15 protein-coding genes and 1 tRNA gene are annotated in these 16,863 nt (G+C 66.3%); 13 read left to right on the forward strand and 3 right to left on the reverse strand.

The window, feature by feature from the left end:
- Window positions 1-29: 29 nt before the first annotated feature.
- Window positions 30-1,292: a DUF6745 domain-containing protein gene (locus JVX90_RS04955; RefSeq protein WP_240194063.1), complete on the reverse strand. Its 1,263-nt coding sequence runs from the start codon at window positions 1,290-1,292 to the stop codon at window positions 30-32.
- Window positions 1,293-1,398: 106 nt separating this feature from the next.
- On the opposite strand from JVX90_RS04955, the gene JVX90_RS04960 reads away from it, so the two are divergent.
- Window positions 1,399-1,471 (forward strand) — tRNA-Arg (locus JVX90_RS04960).
- Window positions 1,472-1,680: 209 nt separating this feature from the next.
- On the opposite strand, the gene JVX90_RS04965 is transcribed toward JVX90_RS04960, so the two are convergent.
- Complete coding sequence (locus tag JVX90_RS04965) at window positions 1,681-2,049, reverse strand: VOC family protein (protein WP_205331316.1); 369 nt, start codon at window positions 2,047-2,049, stop codon at window positions 1,681-1,683.
- A gap of 183 nt (window positions 2,050-2,232) precedes the next feature.
- On the opposite strand from JVX90_RS04965, the gene JVX90_RS04970 reads away from it, so the two are divergent.
- The 5 genes from JVX90_RS04970 (at window position 2,233) to JVX90_RS04990 (ending at window position 6,119) form a co-directional block, all read left to right on the forward strand.
- A complete protein-coding gene (locus JVX90_RS04970) occupies window positions 2,233-3,273 on the forward strand; it encodes an FAD-dependent oxidoreductase (RefSeq protein ID WP_205331317.1) in 1,041 nt (346 codons plus the stop codon).
- A complete protein-coding gene (locus JVX90_RS04975; protein WP_205331318.1) occupies window positions 3,270-4,130 on the forward strand; it encodes an RNA polymerase sigma-70 factor in 861 nt (286 codons plus the stop codon). Before JVX90_RS04970 ends, JVX90_RS04975 begins: the two co-directional genes overlap by 4 nt.
- 79 nt (window positions 4,131-4,209) lie before the next feature.
- Window positions 4,210-5,040 (forward strand): shikimate 5-dehydrogenase, encoded by an 831-nt coding sequence (locus JVX90_RS04980; protein WP_205331319.1) that lies wholly within the window; start codon window positions 4,210-4,212, stop codon window positions 5,038-5,040.
- Window positions 5,041-5,049: 9 nt separating this feature from the next.
- Window positions 5,050-5,436 carry a DUF1304 domain-containing protein gene (locus JVX90_RS04985; RefSeq protein ID WP_205331320.1) on the forward strand — a complete coding sequence of 129 codons (387 nt, stop codon included), beginning with the start codon at window positions 5,050-5,052 and terminating at the stop codon, window positions 5,434-5,436.
- Entirely contained in the window at window positions 5,433-6,119 is a 687-nt protein-coding gene (locus tag JVX90_RS04990) for a haloacid dehalogenase type II (protein ID WP_205331321.1), read from the forward strand. Before JVX90_RS04985 ends, JVX90_RS04990 begins: the two co-directional genes overlap by 4 nt.
- A gap of 10 nt (window positions 6,120-6,129) precedes the next feature.
- Here the strand turns inward: JVX90_RS04990 and JVX90_RS04995 are convergent, their stop codons facing one another.
- Window positions 6,130-6,717 carry a maleylpyruvate isomerase family mycothiol-dependent enzyme gene (locus tag JVX90_RS04995; protein WP_240194064.1) on the reverse strand — a complete coding sequence of 196 codons (588 nt, stop codon included), beginning with the start codon at window positions 6,715-6,717 and terminating at the stop codon, window positions 6,130-6,132.
- Window positions 6,718-6,844: 127 nt separating this feature from the next.
- Here JVX90_RS04995 and JVX90_RS05000 point away from each other — a divergent pair, with 127 nt between their 5' ends.
- From JVX90_RS05000 to rho, 7 genes are all read left to right on the forward strand, one after another.
- Entirely contained in the window at window positions 6,845-8,200 is a 1,356-nt protein-coding gene (locus JVX90_RS05000) for a hypothetical protein (protein ID WP_205331323.1), read from the forward strand.
- Window positions 8,201-8,249: 49 nt separating this feature from the next.
- Window positions 8,250-9,902 (forward strand): arginine--tRNA ligase, encoded by a 1,653-nt coding sequence (argS, locus tag JVX90_RS05005; RefSeq protein WP_205331324.1) that lies wholly within the window; start codon window positions 8,250-8,252, stop codon window positions 9,900-9,902.
- Window positions 9,899-11,323, forward strand: a complete 1,425-nt coding sequence (lysA, locus tag JVX90_RS05010; RefSeq protein ID WP_205331325.1) for a diaminopimelate decarboxylase — start codon at window positions 9,899-9,901, stop codon at window positions 11,321-11,323. The genes argS and lysA overlap by 4 nt, the downstream gene beginning before the upstream one ends.
- A complete protein-coding gene (locus tag JVX90_RS05015) occupies window positions 11,320-12,630 on the forward strand; it encodes a homoserine dehydrogenase (protein ID WP_205331326.1) in 1,311 nt (436 codons plus the stop codon). The genes lysA and JVX90_RS05015 overlap by 4 nt, the downstream gene beginning before the upstream one ends.
- Window positions 12,623-13,708 carry a threonine synthase gene (gene thrC / locus JVX90_RS05020; RefSeq protein ID WP_205331327.1) on the forward strand — a complete coding sequence of 362 codons (1,086 nt, stop codon included), beginning with the start codon at window positions 12,623-12,625 and terminating at the stop codon, window positions 13,706-13,708. The genes JVX90_RS05015 and thrC overlap by 8 nt, the downstream gene beginning before the upstream one ends.
- A 5-nt stretch (window positions 13,709-13,713) precedes the next feature.
- Window positions 13,714-14,679: a homoserine kinase gene (gene thrB, locus JVX90_RS05025; RefSeq protein ID WP_205331328.1), complete on the forward strand. Its 966-nt coding sequence runs from the start codon at window positions 13,714-13,716 to the stop codon at window positions 14,677-14,679.
- A gap of 164 nt (window positions 14,680-14,843) precedes the next feature.
- Complete coding sequence (rho, locus tag JVX90_RS05030; RefSeq protein ID WP_205331329.1) at window positions 14,844-16,823, forward strand: transcription termination factor Rho; 1,980 nt, start codon at window positions 14,844-14,846, stop codon at window positions 16,821-16,823.
- Window positions 16,824-16,863 lie beyond the last annotated feature (40 nt).

Raw genomic sequence — 16,863 nt, forward strand, 5'->3', positions numbered from 1 at the left:
GTTGTTCACCTTGGTAGTCGTTGAGTCGGTCAGGTTCGGCGCTGGAGGCGCGCGTACACATTGCCGGGAAGTCCGTACGTCCATCCCGCGGCATCGAGGGCTGTCGACGCCCATCCGGGGACACTGAGTCCGTATCGGCGGTGGGTTCCGTCTCGCTCCACGGATCCGTTGACAGCGAGGAGGATGCGAGTCGGCATAGACCACCTGGGTGGCGTCTCGTACAGGTCGAGGCGTGCCCCGAGGTTGCCCGGGTCGTCGCTGCTGTCGATCAGGCGGATGCCGGACTGTTCGATGAACTGCTCCCACCCGATGTGTTCGATCGCGATCCGACGAACCTCGACGTTGGGTTCGTTGACGATGCGGTCGACTGTCGGGTCGGTGACGACCCACTCGGGGACGAGAGTGCCGTGGATTGCGAACACGCGGCCTCCGTCACGGAACTCGATGGCGGGGCTGTCGACGTTGTGCAATCGGCGTTCGCTGTTGACTGCGGCAGGCGTCGGTTCAGTGCTGAGGGCGCACGGCCGATCGGAGACGAAGCAGACGTCGTCGGCAGGCCACCACCAGCCGCACGAGGACACCATCGCTGACTGAAGGTCGAGAACGGCGTCGCATGCGGGTGTGAGGTCGGCGAGGCCGAGCTCTCGGATGATGCTGAAGTACGCGACCCGGTAGGCCTCCTGTTGGCCTAGCCAGGTGACCACGCCGGTCTGAGGCTCTACGAGGCGCTTGATCCCGGTGACCACACTGTCGACGAGCGTGGTGCGTAGGCTCTCCCAGATCGATTGTCTGAGCAGCGTGTAGACGTCTGGGTCCGGGATGTACGGCTCGTAGGACGCGTAGCGCCAAGTGGGCGTGTTGCCCGGCGGATAGAACTGGCTGGGAAACGGATCGGTGTCGGCACGACGCCTGATCCGAGCCTTCATCGTTCGATGCGACGCACTGAACAACTCAGTGACGCCCGACGTCATGGACTCCGGACCTTCGTGCAGGGTCCGCATGATGTCGAGAGCCGCGCCGGGCGACGGGGTCCAGATCACCTCCGGCCGGCGAAGACCCGCGAGAGCGTAGATGTCGCCGATCGCCGCCTCGGCTGCCGACACGTCGGCAGGGTCGCAGGAGAGACCCCGCTGGAGCCAAGGTTCGCGCAGTGCCTTCGCGGACTCGACGAGGTCGTCGGTGCGGTCGACACGAGGCGGTCGGGATGCTGCGCGGCGTCGTGCGCCGCGGCCGGAGGTCACGCCTGTGAGGCGGTGGCCGCCTTTCCACTTGAGATCATGGTGAAAGACCATGACACGGATTCGTAAGAAGCGCAACGGCTTGCTCGCGTGACCGCTTCGGAAGCCCCGGTGTTGGGGCGTGCGGGGCAGGTGCGCTAATGTTGCTCTCGCTTGACCCGCCCCCCTAGCTCAGGGGATAGAGCGTCTGCCTCCGGAGCAGAAGGTCGCAGGTTCGAATCCTGCGGGGGGCACTGTGACATCCTCGCCGACTTCCGGTCGGTGTGCGCCCGATTGGTTTGAACCACTTCACGTGGACGCACCAAGTATCTGTCCAGCCCACGCCTCGTGCGTGGGTTTTTCAGTTGGCCTGGGCGCGCTCCCAAACTCAGTACTGAGATGAGTACTCGAGGGCAATATTCCCTCGAGCGCCGATATCAGTACTGAGTTTCGGAGAGTCGGCTCAGAGATACGGCTGCGTCAGCATTTCCAGCAGATGGCCTGACGGATCCTTGAAGTACACGCGCTTGCCTTCGTCCGTGGAGATCTCGCCCGGGCGCGTCATCTGCGGGTCGGCCCAGTGCTCCACAGCGAGCGTCGTGAGGGCGTTGTACCCGCGGTCGAACTCGTCGTCGTTCATGAGGAACGCCATGTGAATCGGATCGTTGACCGGTGCTGGCGCGAACTGCAACAACGTGTCGTCGTCGAGTTGAATGTTGATGAACGGGCCCCAGTTCGGAGCGGGCCGCGCGCCGAGAACGGCGAGATAGAAGTCGGCAGACAACGCGGGGTCGTGCGCGCCGATGATGGTGTGATTGAAACTGACTGGCATGGTGAGACTTTTCGTCTACGGCACCTCCATGTCTGACGCAGTCCGTCACCGACACGCGATGCTGACGCCGACGTTATCAGGCCGTGACTGCTGTGATCCACTGCATAGTGGAGGGGTGTCACAGGCAGGCACCGGGCGGTGTCCCATGTATGTCAACCACCGACGCTTAAGGGAGGCCACACCATGGACATCGTGATCGCAGGGGCCGGATACGCAGGAACTGTCGCGGCGAATCTGTTGGCACGCAAGGGAAACGGATTGACGGTCACAGTTGTCAGTCCGCACTCCGAATTCGTCGAGCGAGTCCGGCTGCACCAGGAGATCGCCGGAAGCGGACCGGCGACGCGGCCGTTGTCAGAGATGCTCGACAGCCGTGTTGTGCACCGGAAGGCCGCGGTGGAGAAGGTCGGCGACGGTGTCGTCGAGCTGTCGGACGGCACGTCGCTCGACTTCGACCGAATGATCTACGCGGTCGGAAGTTCGGCCACTGCACCCGAGGGAACCCTCGCGGTCGGAGACGTTGAACAAGCACGCGAGGCCGCTCGACGCCTACGTGCCCTCGAAGAAGGGGCGACGGTGACGGTCGTCGGGGCCGGACTGACCGGAATCGAAGCGGCGTCCGAGGTCGCCGAGCAGCGACCCGACGTGGCCGTTCGGCTCGTCGGCGACGAGCTCGGCGCGTCGCTCGGAGATGCTGCGCGGCGCAGAGTCTCCGAGGTGTTGTCGTCTCTGGGCGTCGAGGTCGTCCGCGGGACTTGGACGACTGCCGACAACTCGGACCTCACACTCTGGGCGGTGGCCGCGCAGGTCAGCGACCTGGCCGCGCGCAGCGGCCTCGACACCGACGAGATGGGCAGAGTGCGAGTCGATCCACAGCTTCGCAGTACGAGTCACCCGAACGTGTACGCGGTCGGCGACGCCGCCGCGGTAGCGGGAACACGGGCCAGCTGTCAGGCCGCCCTGCCGCAGGGCGCGCACGCTGCGAAGAACGTGCTCCGGGAGCTCCGCGGCGATGAGCCGAAGCGGTTCTCGATGTCGTTCGTCGGGCAGAACGTGTCGCTCGGGCGCCGGAACGCAGTGATTCAGCACGCGCACCGCAACGATGAGCCGACGCGCATCTGGTTCGGAGGTCGGCCGGGCGCGTATTTCAAGGAGCAGGTCTGCAAGTTCGCGGCGACATCGGCCCGCAAGGGTTCCGCGGTGGCGATTCCGGGTCCACGATGACCGACGAGTTCGTAGAGAATCGGCCCCTGCTGTTCTCGATCGCGTACGAGATACTCGGCTCGGTGGCCGATGCGGAGGACGTCGTCTCCGAGAGTTGGCTGCGGTGGCGTGACGTCGATCAGGCGAGCATCGCCAACCCGCGCGCGTACCTGGCGCGGATCGTCACTCGGCAGGCGTTGAACGCGGCGCGGTCGGCTGCCCGTCGGCGTGAGGACTACGTCGGGCCGTGGTTGCCGGAGCCTCTCGAAACGGCATCCGGCGATGCCCTCGACCACGTTTTGACGGGAGAAGCTGTCACCACCGCGATGCTGCTCGTCCTCGAATCGTTGACTCCCGCCGAGCGGGCGGTCTTTGTGCTTCGCGAGGTCTTCGCGTTCGAGTACAGCGAGATCGCGGCGGCTGTCGACAAGTCGGAGCCCGCGGTCAGGCAGATCGCCAGTCGCGCGCGAAATCACGTGCGCGCGAGGCGAAGCGCGGCTGTTGCGGAACCGTCACAGGCGCAAGCCGTCGCCGAACAGTTCCTCGCGAGCGCCATCACCGGCGACGTTCAGGGGCTTATGGACACACTTGCTCCGGGCGCGGTGTTCCTCGGTGACGGCGGCGGGGTCGTCTCGGCTGCGCGACGCCCCGTGCACGGAGCCGACCGAGTCGCACGACTGCTCGTCGGTCTGCTCGCGAAGGGGGCGGAGATGGGCGAGATGGGCTTCCGGGTGACCGTCGTCAATGGAATGCCCGCGGTGATCTCGTCGATAAATGGCGTGATCGACAATGTCACCTGTATCGAGGTCGTCGAGGATCGAGTCACCGCGGTGTACGCCGTCCGAAACCCGGCGAAACTCAGATCTCTGAGCCTCTGACGGCAGAAGGTGTGGCTGCCGTGGCCGCGGTCGCGACGAGTGCGGCGGGCGCGCTCGCCGTCCGCCTACGATCGAAGCCATGAGCGCACCCCACTCCCGAACGCTTGATCGCGACACTGTCCTCTGTGTCTCGCTCGCCGCCCGGCCGTCCAACATCGGGACGCGGTTTCACAACTATCTGTACAACGAGCTCGGTCTCAACTACGTCTACAAGGCGTTTGCGCCCGCCGACATCGAGGCGGCGGTCACCGGGATCCGAGGTCTGCCGATCCGCGGTGCGGCGGTGTCGATGCCGTACAAGGAAGCGGTGATTCCGCTGGTCGACGTCCTCGAGAGGTCGGCTGCGGCGATCGATTCGGTGAACACGATCGTGAACGACGACGGCGTCCTCCGGGCGTACAACACCGACTACCAGGCGGTGGCGGACCTGCTCGCGGCCTCGTCGTTCGATCGGGCGGCCCCGGTCGCAGTGGCGGGCAGCGGCGGTATGGCGAAGGCCGTCGTCGCCGCGTTGCGTGACGAGGGGTTCACCGATGTCACGGTCGTAGCGCGAAACGTCGAGACCGGCGGTGCCCTCGCCGCCAAGTATGGATTCACGCACACCGTGGAGCTGGGCGATGCCCGCCCGACGACGTTGGTGAACGCGACACCGATCGGAATGGCCGGCGGACCGGCAGCGGAGGATCTCCCGTTCCCGCAGGACGCGGTTGATGCCGCGCACGCCGCACTCGACGTCGTCGCGATGCCCCCGACCACGCCGCTGGTCCGCGCCCTCCGTGCCCGTGGTGCGGAGGTCATCAGCGGTGACGCGGTCATCGCCGGTCAGGCGGCGGAACAGTTCACGCTCTACACGGGGATCGCGCCGTCGCCGGATCAGGTTCGTGCGGCGTCGGAGTATTCGCGGGCCTAAGCTGTCAGAGTGCTCATCGCAGGTCTCGTCTTCGCCGCAGTAGCGGCCCTCGTCCACGTCTTCATCTTCTATCTCGAGTCCATCGCGTGGACGACGCCTCGGGCGCGTGCCGTGTTCGGGACCTCCGAGCCTGAAGCGGAAGCCACCAAGGCACTGGCGCTCAACCAGGGCTTCTACAACCTCTTCCTCGCGGTCCTCGTCGGTGCAGGCATCGTCGTGCTCGCCGCGGGGCAACAGGCTGTCGGTGCGACGCTGGTCTTCGCGGGTGCGGGAAGCATGGTGGCGGCAGGCATCGTGTTGATCGTGTCGGACCCGTCGAAGACGTCGGCCGCCCTCAAACAGCTCGTCCCGCCCGCGATCGGCGTGCTGCTCCTCGCGATCGGAGTGATGGCGTGATCAAGGTTCTCGCCTTCGACACCTTCGGGACGGTCGCCGACTGGTACACCGGTGTGTCGACGACCCTCGCGGATACCTTCCCCGATCTCGACGCGTCCAAACTCGCGCTCGACTGGCGACGCACATACGTTCCGGGCCTGCTCGAGGTCGAGTCCGGTGAGCGTCCGTGGACGCTGCTCGACGACCTGCATCGCGAATCGCTGCAGCGTCTGCTCGCCGACTCGTACGGTGTCGCCCCGACCGCCGCGCAGCTCGATGCCGCTGTCCACGCGTGGCACGTCCTGCCGGGATGGCCGGATTCGTCTGACGGGCTCCGTCGACTCAAGACTCGCTTCACGATCGGGGCACTCAGCAACGGCAATGTCGCATTGCTGACTGAGATGGCTAAGAACGCCGACTTCCCGTGGGACTTCGTCGGTGGCGCCGACCTGTGGCGGCACTACAAACCCGCGGCGGAGGTGTACCTCGGCGTAGCGGAGCTCATGCAGGTGCGGCCGGAAGAGGTCCTGATGGTCGCGACTCACGTCTCCGATCTCGCAGCGGCCCGATCGTTCGGACTTCAGACCGCGTACATCGAACGGCCCCGCGAGTGGGGACCGGAGCCGAAGCCCGCCGAACGCAATCCGCTCGACCTGTTCCACGTCGCCGGCATCGATCAACTGGCTGACGCCCTCGGCTGCTGAGGTCAGTGCACTAGTCGATCCGGCGGCCGGAGATCGTCAGCAGCAGGTCGAGGGCTGTTCCCTCCACGTCCCGACCCTCACCCGCCACGTATTCGCAGTCGGTGGCGATCAGACGCAGCCCATCGGCGCGCTCGGCTCCTCCTCCCCAGCTGACAGCGGTCTTCAATTGATAGTCCAGTGCGTCGAGGACGGCGTCCACTGGGTAGTCGCCGACGAGCCCGAGGGGCCGCCGGACGTCTTCGCCGTGGACGATCGCCTCGACCAACCGGGTTGCGGGCGGCGCCGGGGGAGTGCGAGTGAGCTCGGCGGCGGCACGGAGGTCGGCGACAAGGTCTGCCGGTCGGCGACGGAGACGTCGCCGAACCCCGAGGTCGTTGGCCCGGTCGAAGTCGAAACGTGCGAGCACCATGTCGCGGACGAACGTGAGACGACCCATGTGTGCGGTGTCGACGATGTGCGCGACGACGTCGGCGACATCCCAGCCGGGGCACAGAGACGCTGTCTGCCACATCTCGTCGGGGATCTCTGCGAGGTTGTCGGCGAGTCGCCGACGTTCGTCGTGGACCGCCGTCCACACATCCCGGCGGTTGAGTCTCATTGATGGGCCCATGCCGTCCATTGTCGACCGAACAGATCAATCGCGAAGGCATTCGCGGAGTCTTGTCGTGTTGTCGACGTCCGTCGGACGACCGAACTGTGCCTTTGCCGCCGATACGATGCGAATCGTGAGCACACCCGGGAGAGCGGACGAAGCGTCAGGCGAAGCGCGGCTGCACACGTCGGTCGTGGGTGGGGTGATCGCGCTCGCGCTGACCGCCGTCGTGTCGGCATTGGCGGGTTCGGTGACCGCGGCGGATGTTGTCGAGCCGCTCCCGGTGCTGGTGTGGCTTCCGGTCACGTCCTGTGTCATCTCGGTGCTGGCGATTCTAGCGGCGGGATGGGACCTCACGGGTCGGGGAGCGTCGTCCGCACTTCGGGCCACGGCAGTTCTCGCAGCATTCGCACCCTTGGCTGTCGTGGCCGCCGCCTCAGGCGACTGGAGTGGCGCCCGATTCGTCGATGAGGCGGGCTCGGTCGTCTGGACGCTCACTGGGGTTGTCGCGTCGTCGTCGGCGTTGCTCGTGTGGGCGGGGGCACCGCGTCGAGGACCTCGCGGATCCGTGGGCCTCGGAATCGCGAGCGGAGCGGGCTGCGCGATGCTTGTCGTGCTGCTGGCGACTGCAGCCGCTGTGCCGTACCTCCAGACGACGGAGGCGGTGGTTCTCAGCGAGGGCTCGCAGACGTCTGAGCCCGCAGACGTGGGGACACCCGGATACCGGCTGTCCGTCGCCGGACCGATCCATGCGGTCGGCCCGGGGTTCGCTCATGTACGCGGCTCGACCCTCGAGGTGATCGACGGGCCGGCCGGGACACCGGTGTGGTCGTACGACCTCGGCGAGGTCACGGATTCCAGCCCGACAGCGGTCGTCGATGCGTCGACGAATCGGACCCCGACGGTGACTGTCCAGCGAGGACACTTCGTCGCGGTGCTCGACTCGTTCTCCGGCCGGGTCGAAGACACTCGATGGGCGGGCGACTCGGCAGTCGACGACCGCGCCTCGTACAGCGACCTCGTCTACAACGGCTCTCAGCTGGAGGTGTCGACTCTGCCCGGCGAGTCGGTGACCGAAGCCGTCATCCGCGACCCGCACGGGGTGAGGATCGACGCGTTCACGATTCCAGGTCCTGTCGAAGCAACCGCGCAGACGAACGATCGCCGGGTCCTCATCCAGTTCTCGCAGCAGGCTCCTCTGATTCGCATCATCGGATCTCAGACGACGATCCCGGTTGCACTTGCGCAGGGGCCCGACGGGCACCCACAGGACGTCGTCGCGATTGCATCCCTGCGGGATCGATTTCTCATCGCGACGCACCGTGAGATCTTCACTGTCGACTCGGGTTCGGCCGCGATAGTGACGACAACACCTTCCCCGTGCGCAGCGAACGCGGCGATTCGGGCTCTGACGGTGGTGCGCGGAGCCGTGATCGTCACGTGTTCCGATGTCGCCACTGGTCGCAGCGAAGTGGTCGGGATGCGCTGACCCCTGCCGATTGTCCAGAACCGCGTCGGGGCCAATAGGATAGGGACCCGTGACTCCCACCGAACTCGCTGCTCTGCTGCGCGCTGCGACGCGCACCGTGTTCGCCGCCCACGACCTGGACGTCGACCTGATTCCGGAGACCGTCGTGGTGGAGCGTCCGCGCAGTCCCGAACACGGCGACTACGCGACGAACATCGCGCTCCAACTCGGCAAGAAGGCGGGCATCAACCCGCGCGAACTGGCGGGCTGGCTCGCCGACGAGTTCGCAGCCGATCCCGGCATCGACTCCGCGGAGATCGCCGGTCCCGGTTTTGTGAACCTGCGTCTCGCCGCCGCCGCCCAGAACCAGACCGTGGCCACCGTCCTAGCCGACCGTGAGAACTACGGCCGCGGTGACGAGCTGTCGACTCTCGTCGTGAACCTCGAGTTCGTGTCGGCCAACCCGACAGGGCCCATCCACCTGGGTGGGACGCGTTGGGCCGCAGTCGGCGATGCCCTCGGGCGGGTGCTCGCGGCGCGAGGCGCGACGGTCACCCGCGAGTACTACTTCAACGATCACGGCGAGCAGATCAACCGTTTCGCTCGGTCGCTGCTGGCTGCCGCGCTCGACCAGCCTGCCCCTGAGGACGGTTACGCGGGCGAGTACATCAAGGAGATCGCCGCCACCGTCGTCGAGAATCATCCCGGTGTGCTCGAGCAGTCGGAGGACGACCGGCTGGAGACGTTCCGCGCCGACGGCGTCGACCTGATGTTCGCACACATCAAGAGCACCCTCCACGAGTTCGGCACGGACTTCGACGTGTACACCCACGAGAACTCGATGTTCGATCGGGGTCTCGTCGACGCGTCGATCAACGAGCTCAAAGCAAACGGCAACCTGTATGAGGCGGACGGCGCATGGTGGCTGCGGTCGACGAACTACGGTGACGACAAGGACCGCGTCGTCATCAAGAGCGACGGCAACCACGCCTACATCGCCGGCGACATCGCGTACCTCAAGGACAAGCACGACCGCGGCGCCAACCATCTGATCTACATGTTGGGCGCCGATCACCACGGCTACGTGGTGCGCCTGAAGGCCGCCGCCGCAGCGCTCGGATACGACCCGGAGTCGGTTGAGGTGCTCATCGGCCAGATGGTGAACCTCGTCAAGGACGGCACACCGGTCCGCATGAGCAAGCGTGCGGGCACGGTCATCACTCTCGACGATCTCGTCGAAGCCGTCGGAGTCGACGCGGCCCGCTACGCTCTGATCCGGTCGTCGATCGACGTCAACATCGACATCGACCTCGACCTGCTGCGCAAGCAGTCCTCCGACAACCCCGTGTACTACGTGCAGTACGCGCACGCTCGACTGTCGGCGCTGTCGCGTACGGCTGCCGAGTTGGGGCTCTCCCCTTCGACCGAGCACCTCGAACTGCTCGACGACGACGCCGAGGGCGACCTCATCCGCACGATCGGCGATTTCGCCGAGATCGTCGCCACGGCCGCGACACTCCGCGAACCGCATCGGGTGAGCCGCTACCTTGAGACTCTCGCGGGCGCGTACCACCGCTTCTACGCTCGTTGCCGAGTCCTGCCGCAGGGCGACGAGGAGCCGGGCGACGTCCACGCGGCGCGTTTGGCGCTGTGCGAGGCGACCCGCCAAGTATTGGCCAACGGGCTCGACCTCGTCGGCGTGAGCGCACCGGAGCGTATGTGATGGCCCACCCAGCAGGTCCGCGTCACGCGGACATCCTCGCAGCTCCGCACCTCGCGGAACGCCCGAACAGTCCTGCCGAACTGTCGCGGATCCCCGCCAACGTCTACCCGCGTGGCGCGGGCCGCAACGGCGACGAGGTGCTGGAGATCGGCGGCGTCGCCGTCGACGAACTCGCTCAGACCTATGGCACGCCGCTGTTCGTCTACGACGAGGCGGACTTCCGGTCCCGCTGCGCAGACATGCAGGCGGCCTTCGGAGCTCACGGCCGTGTGCACTACGCGTCGAAAGCGTTCCTCTCGTCCGAGGTGGCCCGGTGGGTCGATTCGGAGGGACTCTCGCTCGACGTCTGCACCGGCGGTGAACTCGCGATAGCGCTGCGTGCGGGCTTTCCGGCGGAGCGGATCGCGATGCACGGCAACAACAAGAGCGAAGACGAACTCGACTACGCACTGGAGTCGGGCATCGGCCACGTTGTACTCGACTCGATGTACGAGATCGAGCGTCTGGACCGCCTCGCCGGCGCGCGCGGTGTGGTCGCCGACGTCCTGATCCGCGTCACCCCCGGCGTTGAGGCGCATACCCACGAGTTCATCTCGACCGCGCATGAGGACCAGAAGTTCGGGTTCGCTCTCGCCGGCGGAAAGGCGATGGACGCTGTCCGTGCCGTCTTCGCCGCCGACAGCCTTCGGTTGGTCGGCCTGCACAGTCACATCGGGTCACAGATCTTCGAGATCGACGGCTTCGAGCTGGCGGCGCACCGCGTCCTTGGCCTCCTGGCCGAGGTCGTCGCCGAGTTCGGTGTGGAGAAGACCAAGCAGATCGAGGTCCTCGACCTCGGTGGTGGCCTCGGCATCTCGTACATCCCGTCGGAGGAGCCGCCGCTGGTCGCCGACCTCGCTCGTTCTCTCGTCGACATCGTGCGCCGTGAATCCGAGCGCCTCGGACTGCCGATGCCTGCCATCGCGGTCGAGCCGGGTCGCGCCATCGCCGGACCTGCCGGTGTCACCGTCTATCGTGTCGGCACCATCAAGGACGTCGACCTCGACGGGGCCGCGACCAGGCGATACGTGTCCGTCGACGGCGGTATGAGCGACAACATCCGTACTGTCCTCTACGACGCCGAGTACGACGTCCGTCTCGCGAACCGACTGTCCGACGCACCCGCCGTGGTGTGCCGCGTCGTCGGAAAGCACTGCGAGAGCGGCGACATCGTCGTCCGAGACTGCTGGCTCCCGTCGGACCTGACCCCGGGTGACCTGCTGGTGGTCGGAGCGACGGGCGCATACTGCTATTCGATGTCGAGTCGCTACAACATGGCCCCGCGCGCCGCGGTCGCCGCTGTTCGCGATGGACAAGCACGTCTCATCCTGCGACGGGAGACCGTCGAAGACTTCTTGAGCCTGGAGGTGGATCCCACATGACCGCAGAATCACCCCGTCCGATCGGCGTAGCCGTCCTCGGCATGGGCAACGTCGGAGCCGAAGTCGTCCGGATTCTCGCCGAGAACGCCGACGATCTTCGTTCTCGTGTCGGCGCGCCGGTCGAACTGCGCGGAGTGTCGGTCCGTGATCTGAGTCGGCCGCGTTCGGGTGTGCCGTCAGCGCTGCTGACCGACGATGCGGCGGCCCTTGTGGCGCGCGACGACGTCGACATCGTCGTCGAGTTGATCGGTGGCATCGAACCGCCGCGCACGCTGATCCGCACTGCACTGCAGTCGGGCAAGTCCGTGGTGACCGCCAACAAGGCGCTCATGGCGGTCCACTCCGGCGAACTGTCCGAGGCCGCCGCGACAACCAACTCCGACCTGTACTTCGAGGCCGCAGTCGCCGGCGCGATCCCGGTGATCCGGCCCTTGACGCAGTCGCTCGCGGGCGACCGCGTGACCCGCGTCGCGGGCATCGTCAACGGCACCACCAACTTCATCTTGTCCGCGATGGAGGAGACCGGCGCCGACTATGCCGACGTTCTGGCCGAAGCGGGCCGACTCGGGTACGCGGAGGCCGACCCGACAGCCGACGTCGAAGGTCACGACGCTGCCGCCAAGGCCGCGATCCTCGCGTCCATCGCATTCCACTCGCGTGTCACCGCGAGCGACGTGTACTGCGAGGGCATCTCGTCGATCACGTCCGACGACCTCGCGGCGGCGAAGAAGTTCGACTGCACTGTCAAGCTCCTCGCCATCTGCGAGCGCATCGAGGCGGACGGTGTTGAGAAGATCTCCGCCCGCGTCTACCCGGCGCTGATCCCGTTCGAGCATCCGCTCGCGACGGTGAACGGCGCATTCAACGCCGTCGTCGTCGAAGCCGAGAACGCGGGACGTCTCATGTTCTACGGCCAGGGTGCAGGCGGGGCGCCGACCGCGTCCGCCGTGCTCGGCGACCTCGTGATGGCGGCGCGCAACCGCGTCTACAGCGGCCGCGGACCGCTGGAGTCGACCTACGCGTCGCTGCCGATCGCCCCGATAGACGATGTGCCGACCCGCTACTACGTGTCGATGCAGGTCGCCGACAAGCCTGGGGTGCTTGAGCAGGTCGCCGCGGAGTTCGCCAAGCGCGACGTCAGCATCGCAGCCGTTCGACAGGAGGGCGCGGGCGAGAACGCGCGCCTGATCGTCGTCACACACCGCGCCTCCGACCGCGATCAGTCGGAGACAGTCGCCGCAATCGAGAAGATGGACTCCGTCATCAAGGTGTCCAGCGTGCTCCGCCTGGAGGGAACCAATGACTAACGCCGCACATCAGCCCGTTCACCAGGGCTGGCCCGGACTGATCGAGGCCTACCGCGATCGCATGCCCGTGCAGGACGACTGGAAGATCGTCACCCTGCACGAAGGTGCGACGCCGCTCATCGCCGCGCCCGTTCTCTCCGAGATCACCGGCTGCGAGGTGTACCTCAAGGTCGAGGGCCTGAACCCGACCGGTTCGTTCAAGGACCGTGGCATGACGATGGCCGTCACCAACGCCGTCAACAACGGCAAGAAGGCCGTCCTGTGCGCGTCGACCGGCAACACGTCGGCTTCGGCCGCCGCGTACGCGACTCGCGCCGGAATGACCTGTGCCGTTCTCATCCCCGAGGGCAAGATCGCGATGGGCAAGCTCGCTCAGGCGGTCATGCACGGCGCCCAGGTGATCCAGGTGCAGGGCAACTTCGACGACTGTTTGGAGCTCGCCCGTAAGGTGACCGCTGAGTTCACCGAGATCGAACTCGTGAACTCGGTGAACCCGGCACGTATCGAGGGCCAGAAGACGGCGTCGTTCGAGATCGTCGACGTGCTCGGCAAGGCTCCCGACATCCACGCACTGCCGGTCGGCAACGCCGGCAACATCACCGCGTACTGGAAGGGTTACCGCGAGTACTACGCGGACGGCATCATCGACACGCTCCCGCGCATGCTCGGAGTGCAGGCCGCGGGTGCCGCGCCGCTGGTCAACGGTGCGCCGGTCAGTGACCCGGAGACCATCGCCACCGCGATCCGCATCGGTTCGCCCGCCAGCTGGAATCAGGCCGTCGCAGCCAAGGACGAGTCGAACGGACAGTTCCGCGCCGCCACCGACGAGAAGATCCTCGAGGCTTACCGCCTGGTGGCGGGCCGGGAGGGCGTTTTCGTCGAGCCGGCGTCGGCAGCCAGCGTTGCCGGGCTGCTCGCCGCGCACGAAGAGGGCTGGGTCACTCCCGGTTCGACTGTCGTGTGCACCGTGACCGGCAACGGTCTCAAGGACCCCGACACCGCGCTGCTCGGCATGCCGAAGGTCGACGCCATCCCGGTCGATCCGGTGGCCGTCGCTCGTGCCCTCGGCGTCAGCTGACATTCATGGAGAACGCTGTGACCGCTGTGACGATCGGTGCGCCTGACGCCGAGTTGGTGCTGACCCCCGGAGTGACCGCACGCGTGCGGGTTCCCGCGTCGAGCGCCAATCTCGGCCCCGGCTTCGACTGCCTGGGTCTGGCACTCGGGCTGTACGACGAGGTCAGCGTGACGGTCACGGAGCCGGGCACCGGTGTTGTGGTGACCGCGGAAGGGGAGTCGGCGGGTGACGTCCCCCTCGACGAACGCCATCTCGTGGCACGCGCAGTGATCCGCGGCCTCGAAGCGGCGGGCGTCGCGGCGCCGGGTATCGCGCTGCACTGCGTCAACGCGATCCCGCACTCCCGTGGTCTCGGCTCGTCCGCGGCAGCTGTCGTCGGCGGACTCGCCGCTGCGTCGGGCCTGCTCGTCGCCGATGCGCGCCGCCCTGCGCTGACACAGACTCAGCTGGTCCAGTTGTCCAGCGAGTTCGAGGGTCACCCCGATAACGCTGCGGCATCGGTGCTCGGATCGGGTGTTGTCACCTGGACCCATGGCGACACCGAGTTCTTCGCGCGCAAGCTGCCGCTGCACCCGTCGATCAAGGCGACATCCTTCGTACCGCAGACGCAGTCGTCGACCGCCGAGACGCGTGGACTTCTGCCCGACGCCGTTCCGCGGGCGGATGCCGTGTTCAACGTGAGCCGCGTGGCGCTCGCAGTTGTTGCGCTCACCACCGACCCGACGTGCCTGATGGATGCGACGAGCGATCGTCTGCATCAGACCTATCGCGCATCTGCGATGCCTGCGTCGAGCGGTCTGATGAGCGCACTGCGCGACCGCGGGCACGCTGCAACCGTGTCGGGTGCGGGGCCGTCGGTGCTGGTCTTGGGCACAATCGACCTCGGAGATGCCGAGGCCCAACTTGCCGCCGAGTACGGTTTCGAGATGCTTCCGCTGGACATCGCCGGTGGTGTCGAGATCCTCCCTTAGGGTCGGGTTCCGCTCTACTTGCCTTACCCGGTGGTACGCTGTAGGCGCTGCGCTACGAAAGTCCACGATCTAGTGGCTTTCCCTTCTTCGGCGCATTGACATACTCCCGCTCTGAATCCGAGTGGACGCCCCGGCCTCTGGTGTCGGGGAACGAAAGGATATCCGTGACCGAAACGGACCTGCAGGCTCCTAAGCGCGCACGTACCGGGCTGTCCGCGATGCTGCTCCCCGAACTGAAGTCGTTGGCAGGTGAGCTTGGCATCAAAGGGACCTCCGGCATGCGCAAGGGCGACCTGATCGACGTCATCCGTGCACATCAGCAGGGTGGCCGTCCCGAGGCTGCGAAGAATGCGGCCCCGAAGGTCGAAGCTCCCAAGGCCGAGGCGCCGAGGACTGACTCGACTAAGAACGAAGCTCCCAAGGCGGCGCGAACGGCCGAGGCGCCTAAGCGGGACGCTCCGAACGCCGAGGCCCCCAAGAACGACTCGCCCAAGAACGACGCTCCGGCGGCGCATAAGCCAGCTGTCGAGAAGTCCGCAGGTGAGAAGCCTGCGGGTGAGAAGTCGGGTGACCAGCAGTCGGGTGAGAACGTCTCGGGCGACCGTCCCGCACGCAATCGCGATCGGGACCGGAACCGGAATCGAAACCGCGATCGCGACCGCAATCAGGGCGATCAGGCCCAGTCCGGCGAGAAGCCCGCAGGCGACAAGCAGTCCGGTGACAGCGCGCAGGGCGACAGGTCGCAGGGTGAGAAGTCCGAGAACCAGGGCGACAAGAACCAGGGCGACAAGAACCAGGGCGAGAAGAATCGCGGCGGCCAGAACCAGGGTGGCGGCCAGAACCAGGGCAATCGCCAGAACAACAACAACGATGACGACGACGACGGAAACGGACGTCGGCGCGGGCGTCGGTTCCGTGAGCGTCGTCGTGGACGTGACCGCGGGGGCGACGGCAACGGCGCGGAGCCGCAGGTCAACGAGGGTGACACCGTTGTTCCCGTCGCAGGCATCCTCGATGTTCTCGACAACTACGCATTCGTCCGCACCTCGGGATATCTCGCCGGGTCGAACGACGTCTACGTGTCGATGAACCTGGTCCGTCGGAACGGTCTGCGTCGTGGTGACGCGATCACCGGCGCGGTCAAGGTGGCCAAGGACGGCGAAGGCCAGCAAGCGGGTCAGGGCAACAATCGCCAGAAGTTCAATCCGCTCGTCCGTTTGGACACGGTCAACGGCGCGCCCGTCGAGGCTGCACGGAATCGTCCCGATTTCTCCAAGCTCACGCCGCTGTACCCGAACCAGCGTCTGCGCCTGGAGACGACTCCGGAACGCCTGTCGACACGCGTGATCGATCTGATCATGCCGATCGGCAAGGGCCAGCGTGCGCTGATCGTGTCGCCGCCGAAAGCCGGTAAGACGACGATCCTGCAGGACATCGCCAACGCGATCTCGACCAACAACCCGGAATGCCACCTCATGGTGGTGCTCGTCGACGAGCGTCCGGAAGAGGTCACCGACATGACTCGATCGGTGAAGGGCGAGGTGATCGCCTCGACCTTCGACCGCCCGCCGTCAGATCACACGAGCGTCGCCGAACTCGCGATCGAGCGTGCCAAGCGTCTCGTCGAGGGCGGTATGGACGTCGTGGTGCTCCTCGACTCGATCACTCGCCTCGGTCGCGCGTACAACAACGCGTCGCCCGCTTCGGGCCGCATCCTGTCCGGCGGTGTCGATTCCCAGGCTCTGTACCCGCCGAAGCGTTTCCTCGGCGCGGCCCGCAACATCGAGAACGGCGGATCGTTGACGATCATCGCGTCTGCACTGGTCGAGACCGGTTCAACGGGTGACACGGTGATCTTTGAGGAGTTCAAGGGCACCGGCAACGCCGAGCTCAAGCTCGATCGCAAGATCTCCGAGCGTCGAGTGTTCCCCGCGGTCGACGTCAACCTGTCGAGCACACGCAAGGACGAGCTCCTGCTCTCGCCCGATGAGTTCGCGATCGTCCACAAGCTCCGACGACTCCTGTCGGGCCTCGATTCGCAGGCCGCGATCGACCTCCTCGTGAGTCAGTTGAAGAAGACGCGCAGCAACGTCGAGTTCCTGATGCAGGTCAGCAAGAACGCTCCCGTCGCCGGCGACGACTAGTCACTCAGCGCAGAATCACGTAATGCCGCAAAAGTCACGC

It is taken from the genome of Gordonia sp. PDNC005 (assembly GCF_016919385.1).
Lineage (GTDB): Bacteria > Actinomycetota > Actinomycetes > Mycobacteriales > Mycobacteriaceae > Gordonia.

Bases quoted from the DNA above. Each gene is read 5' to 3' on its own strand.
- JVX90_RS04955 (WP_240194063.1), bottom strand. From the start codon at position 1,292: ATGGTCTTTCACCATGATCTCAAGTGGAAAGGCGGCCACCGCCTCACA.
- JVX90_RS04965 (WP_205331316.1), bottom strand. From the start codon at position 2,049: ATGCCAGTCAGTTTCAATCACACCATCATCGGCGCGCACGACCCCGCG.
- JVX90_RS04970 (WP_205331317.1), top strand. From the start codon at position 2,233: ATGGACATCGTGATCGCAGGGGCCGGATACGCAGGAACTGTCGCGGCG.
- JVX90_RS04975 (WP_205331318.1), top strand. From the start codon at position 3,270: ATGACCGACGAGTTCGTAGAGAATCGGCCCCTGCTGTTCTCGATCGCG.
- JVX90_RS04980 (WP_205331319.1), top strand. From the start codon at position 4,210: ATGAGCGCACCCCACTCCCGAACGCTTGATCGCGACACTGTCCTCTGT.
- JVX90_RS04995 (WP_240194064.1), bottom strand. From the start codon at position 6,717: ATGAGACTCAACCGCCGGGATGTGTGGACGGCGGTCCACGACGAACGT.
- JVX90_RS05015 (WP_205331326.1), top strand. From the start codon at position 11,320: ATGACCGCAGAATCACCCCGTCCGATCGGCGTAGCCGTCCTCGGCATG.
- thrC (WP_205331327.1), top strand. From the start codon at position 12,623: ATGACTAACGCCGCACATCAGCCCGTTCACCAGGGCTGGCCCGGACTG.
- thrB (WP_205331328.1), top strand. From the start codon at position 13,714: ATGGAGAACGCTGTGACCGCTGTGACGATCGGTGCGCCTGACGCCGAG.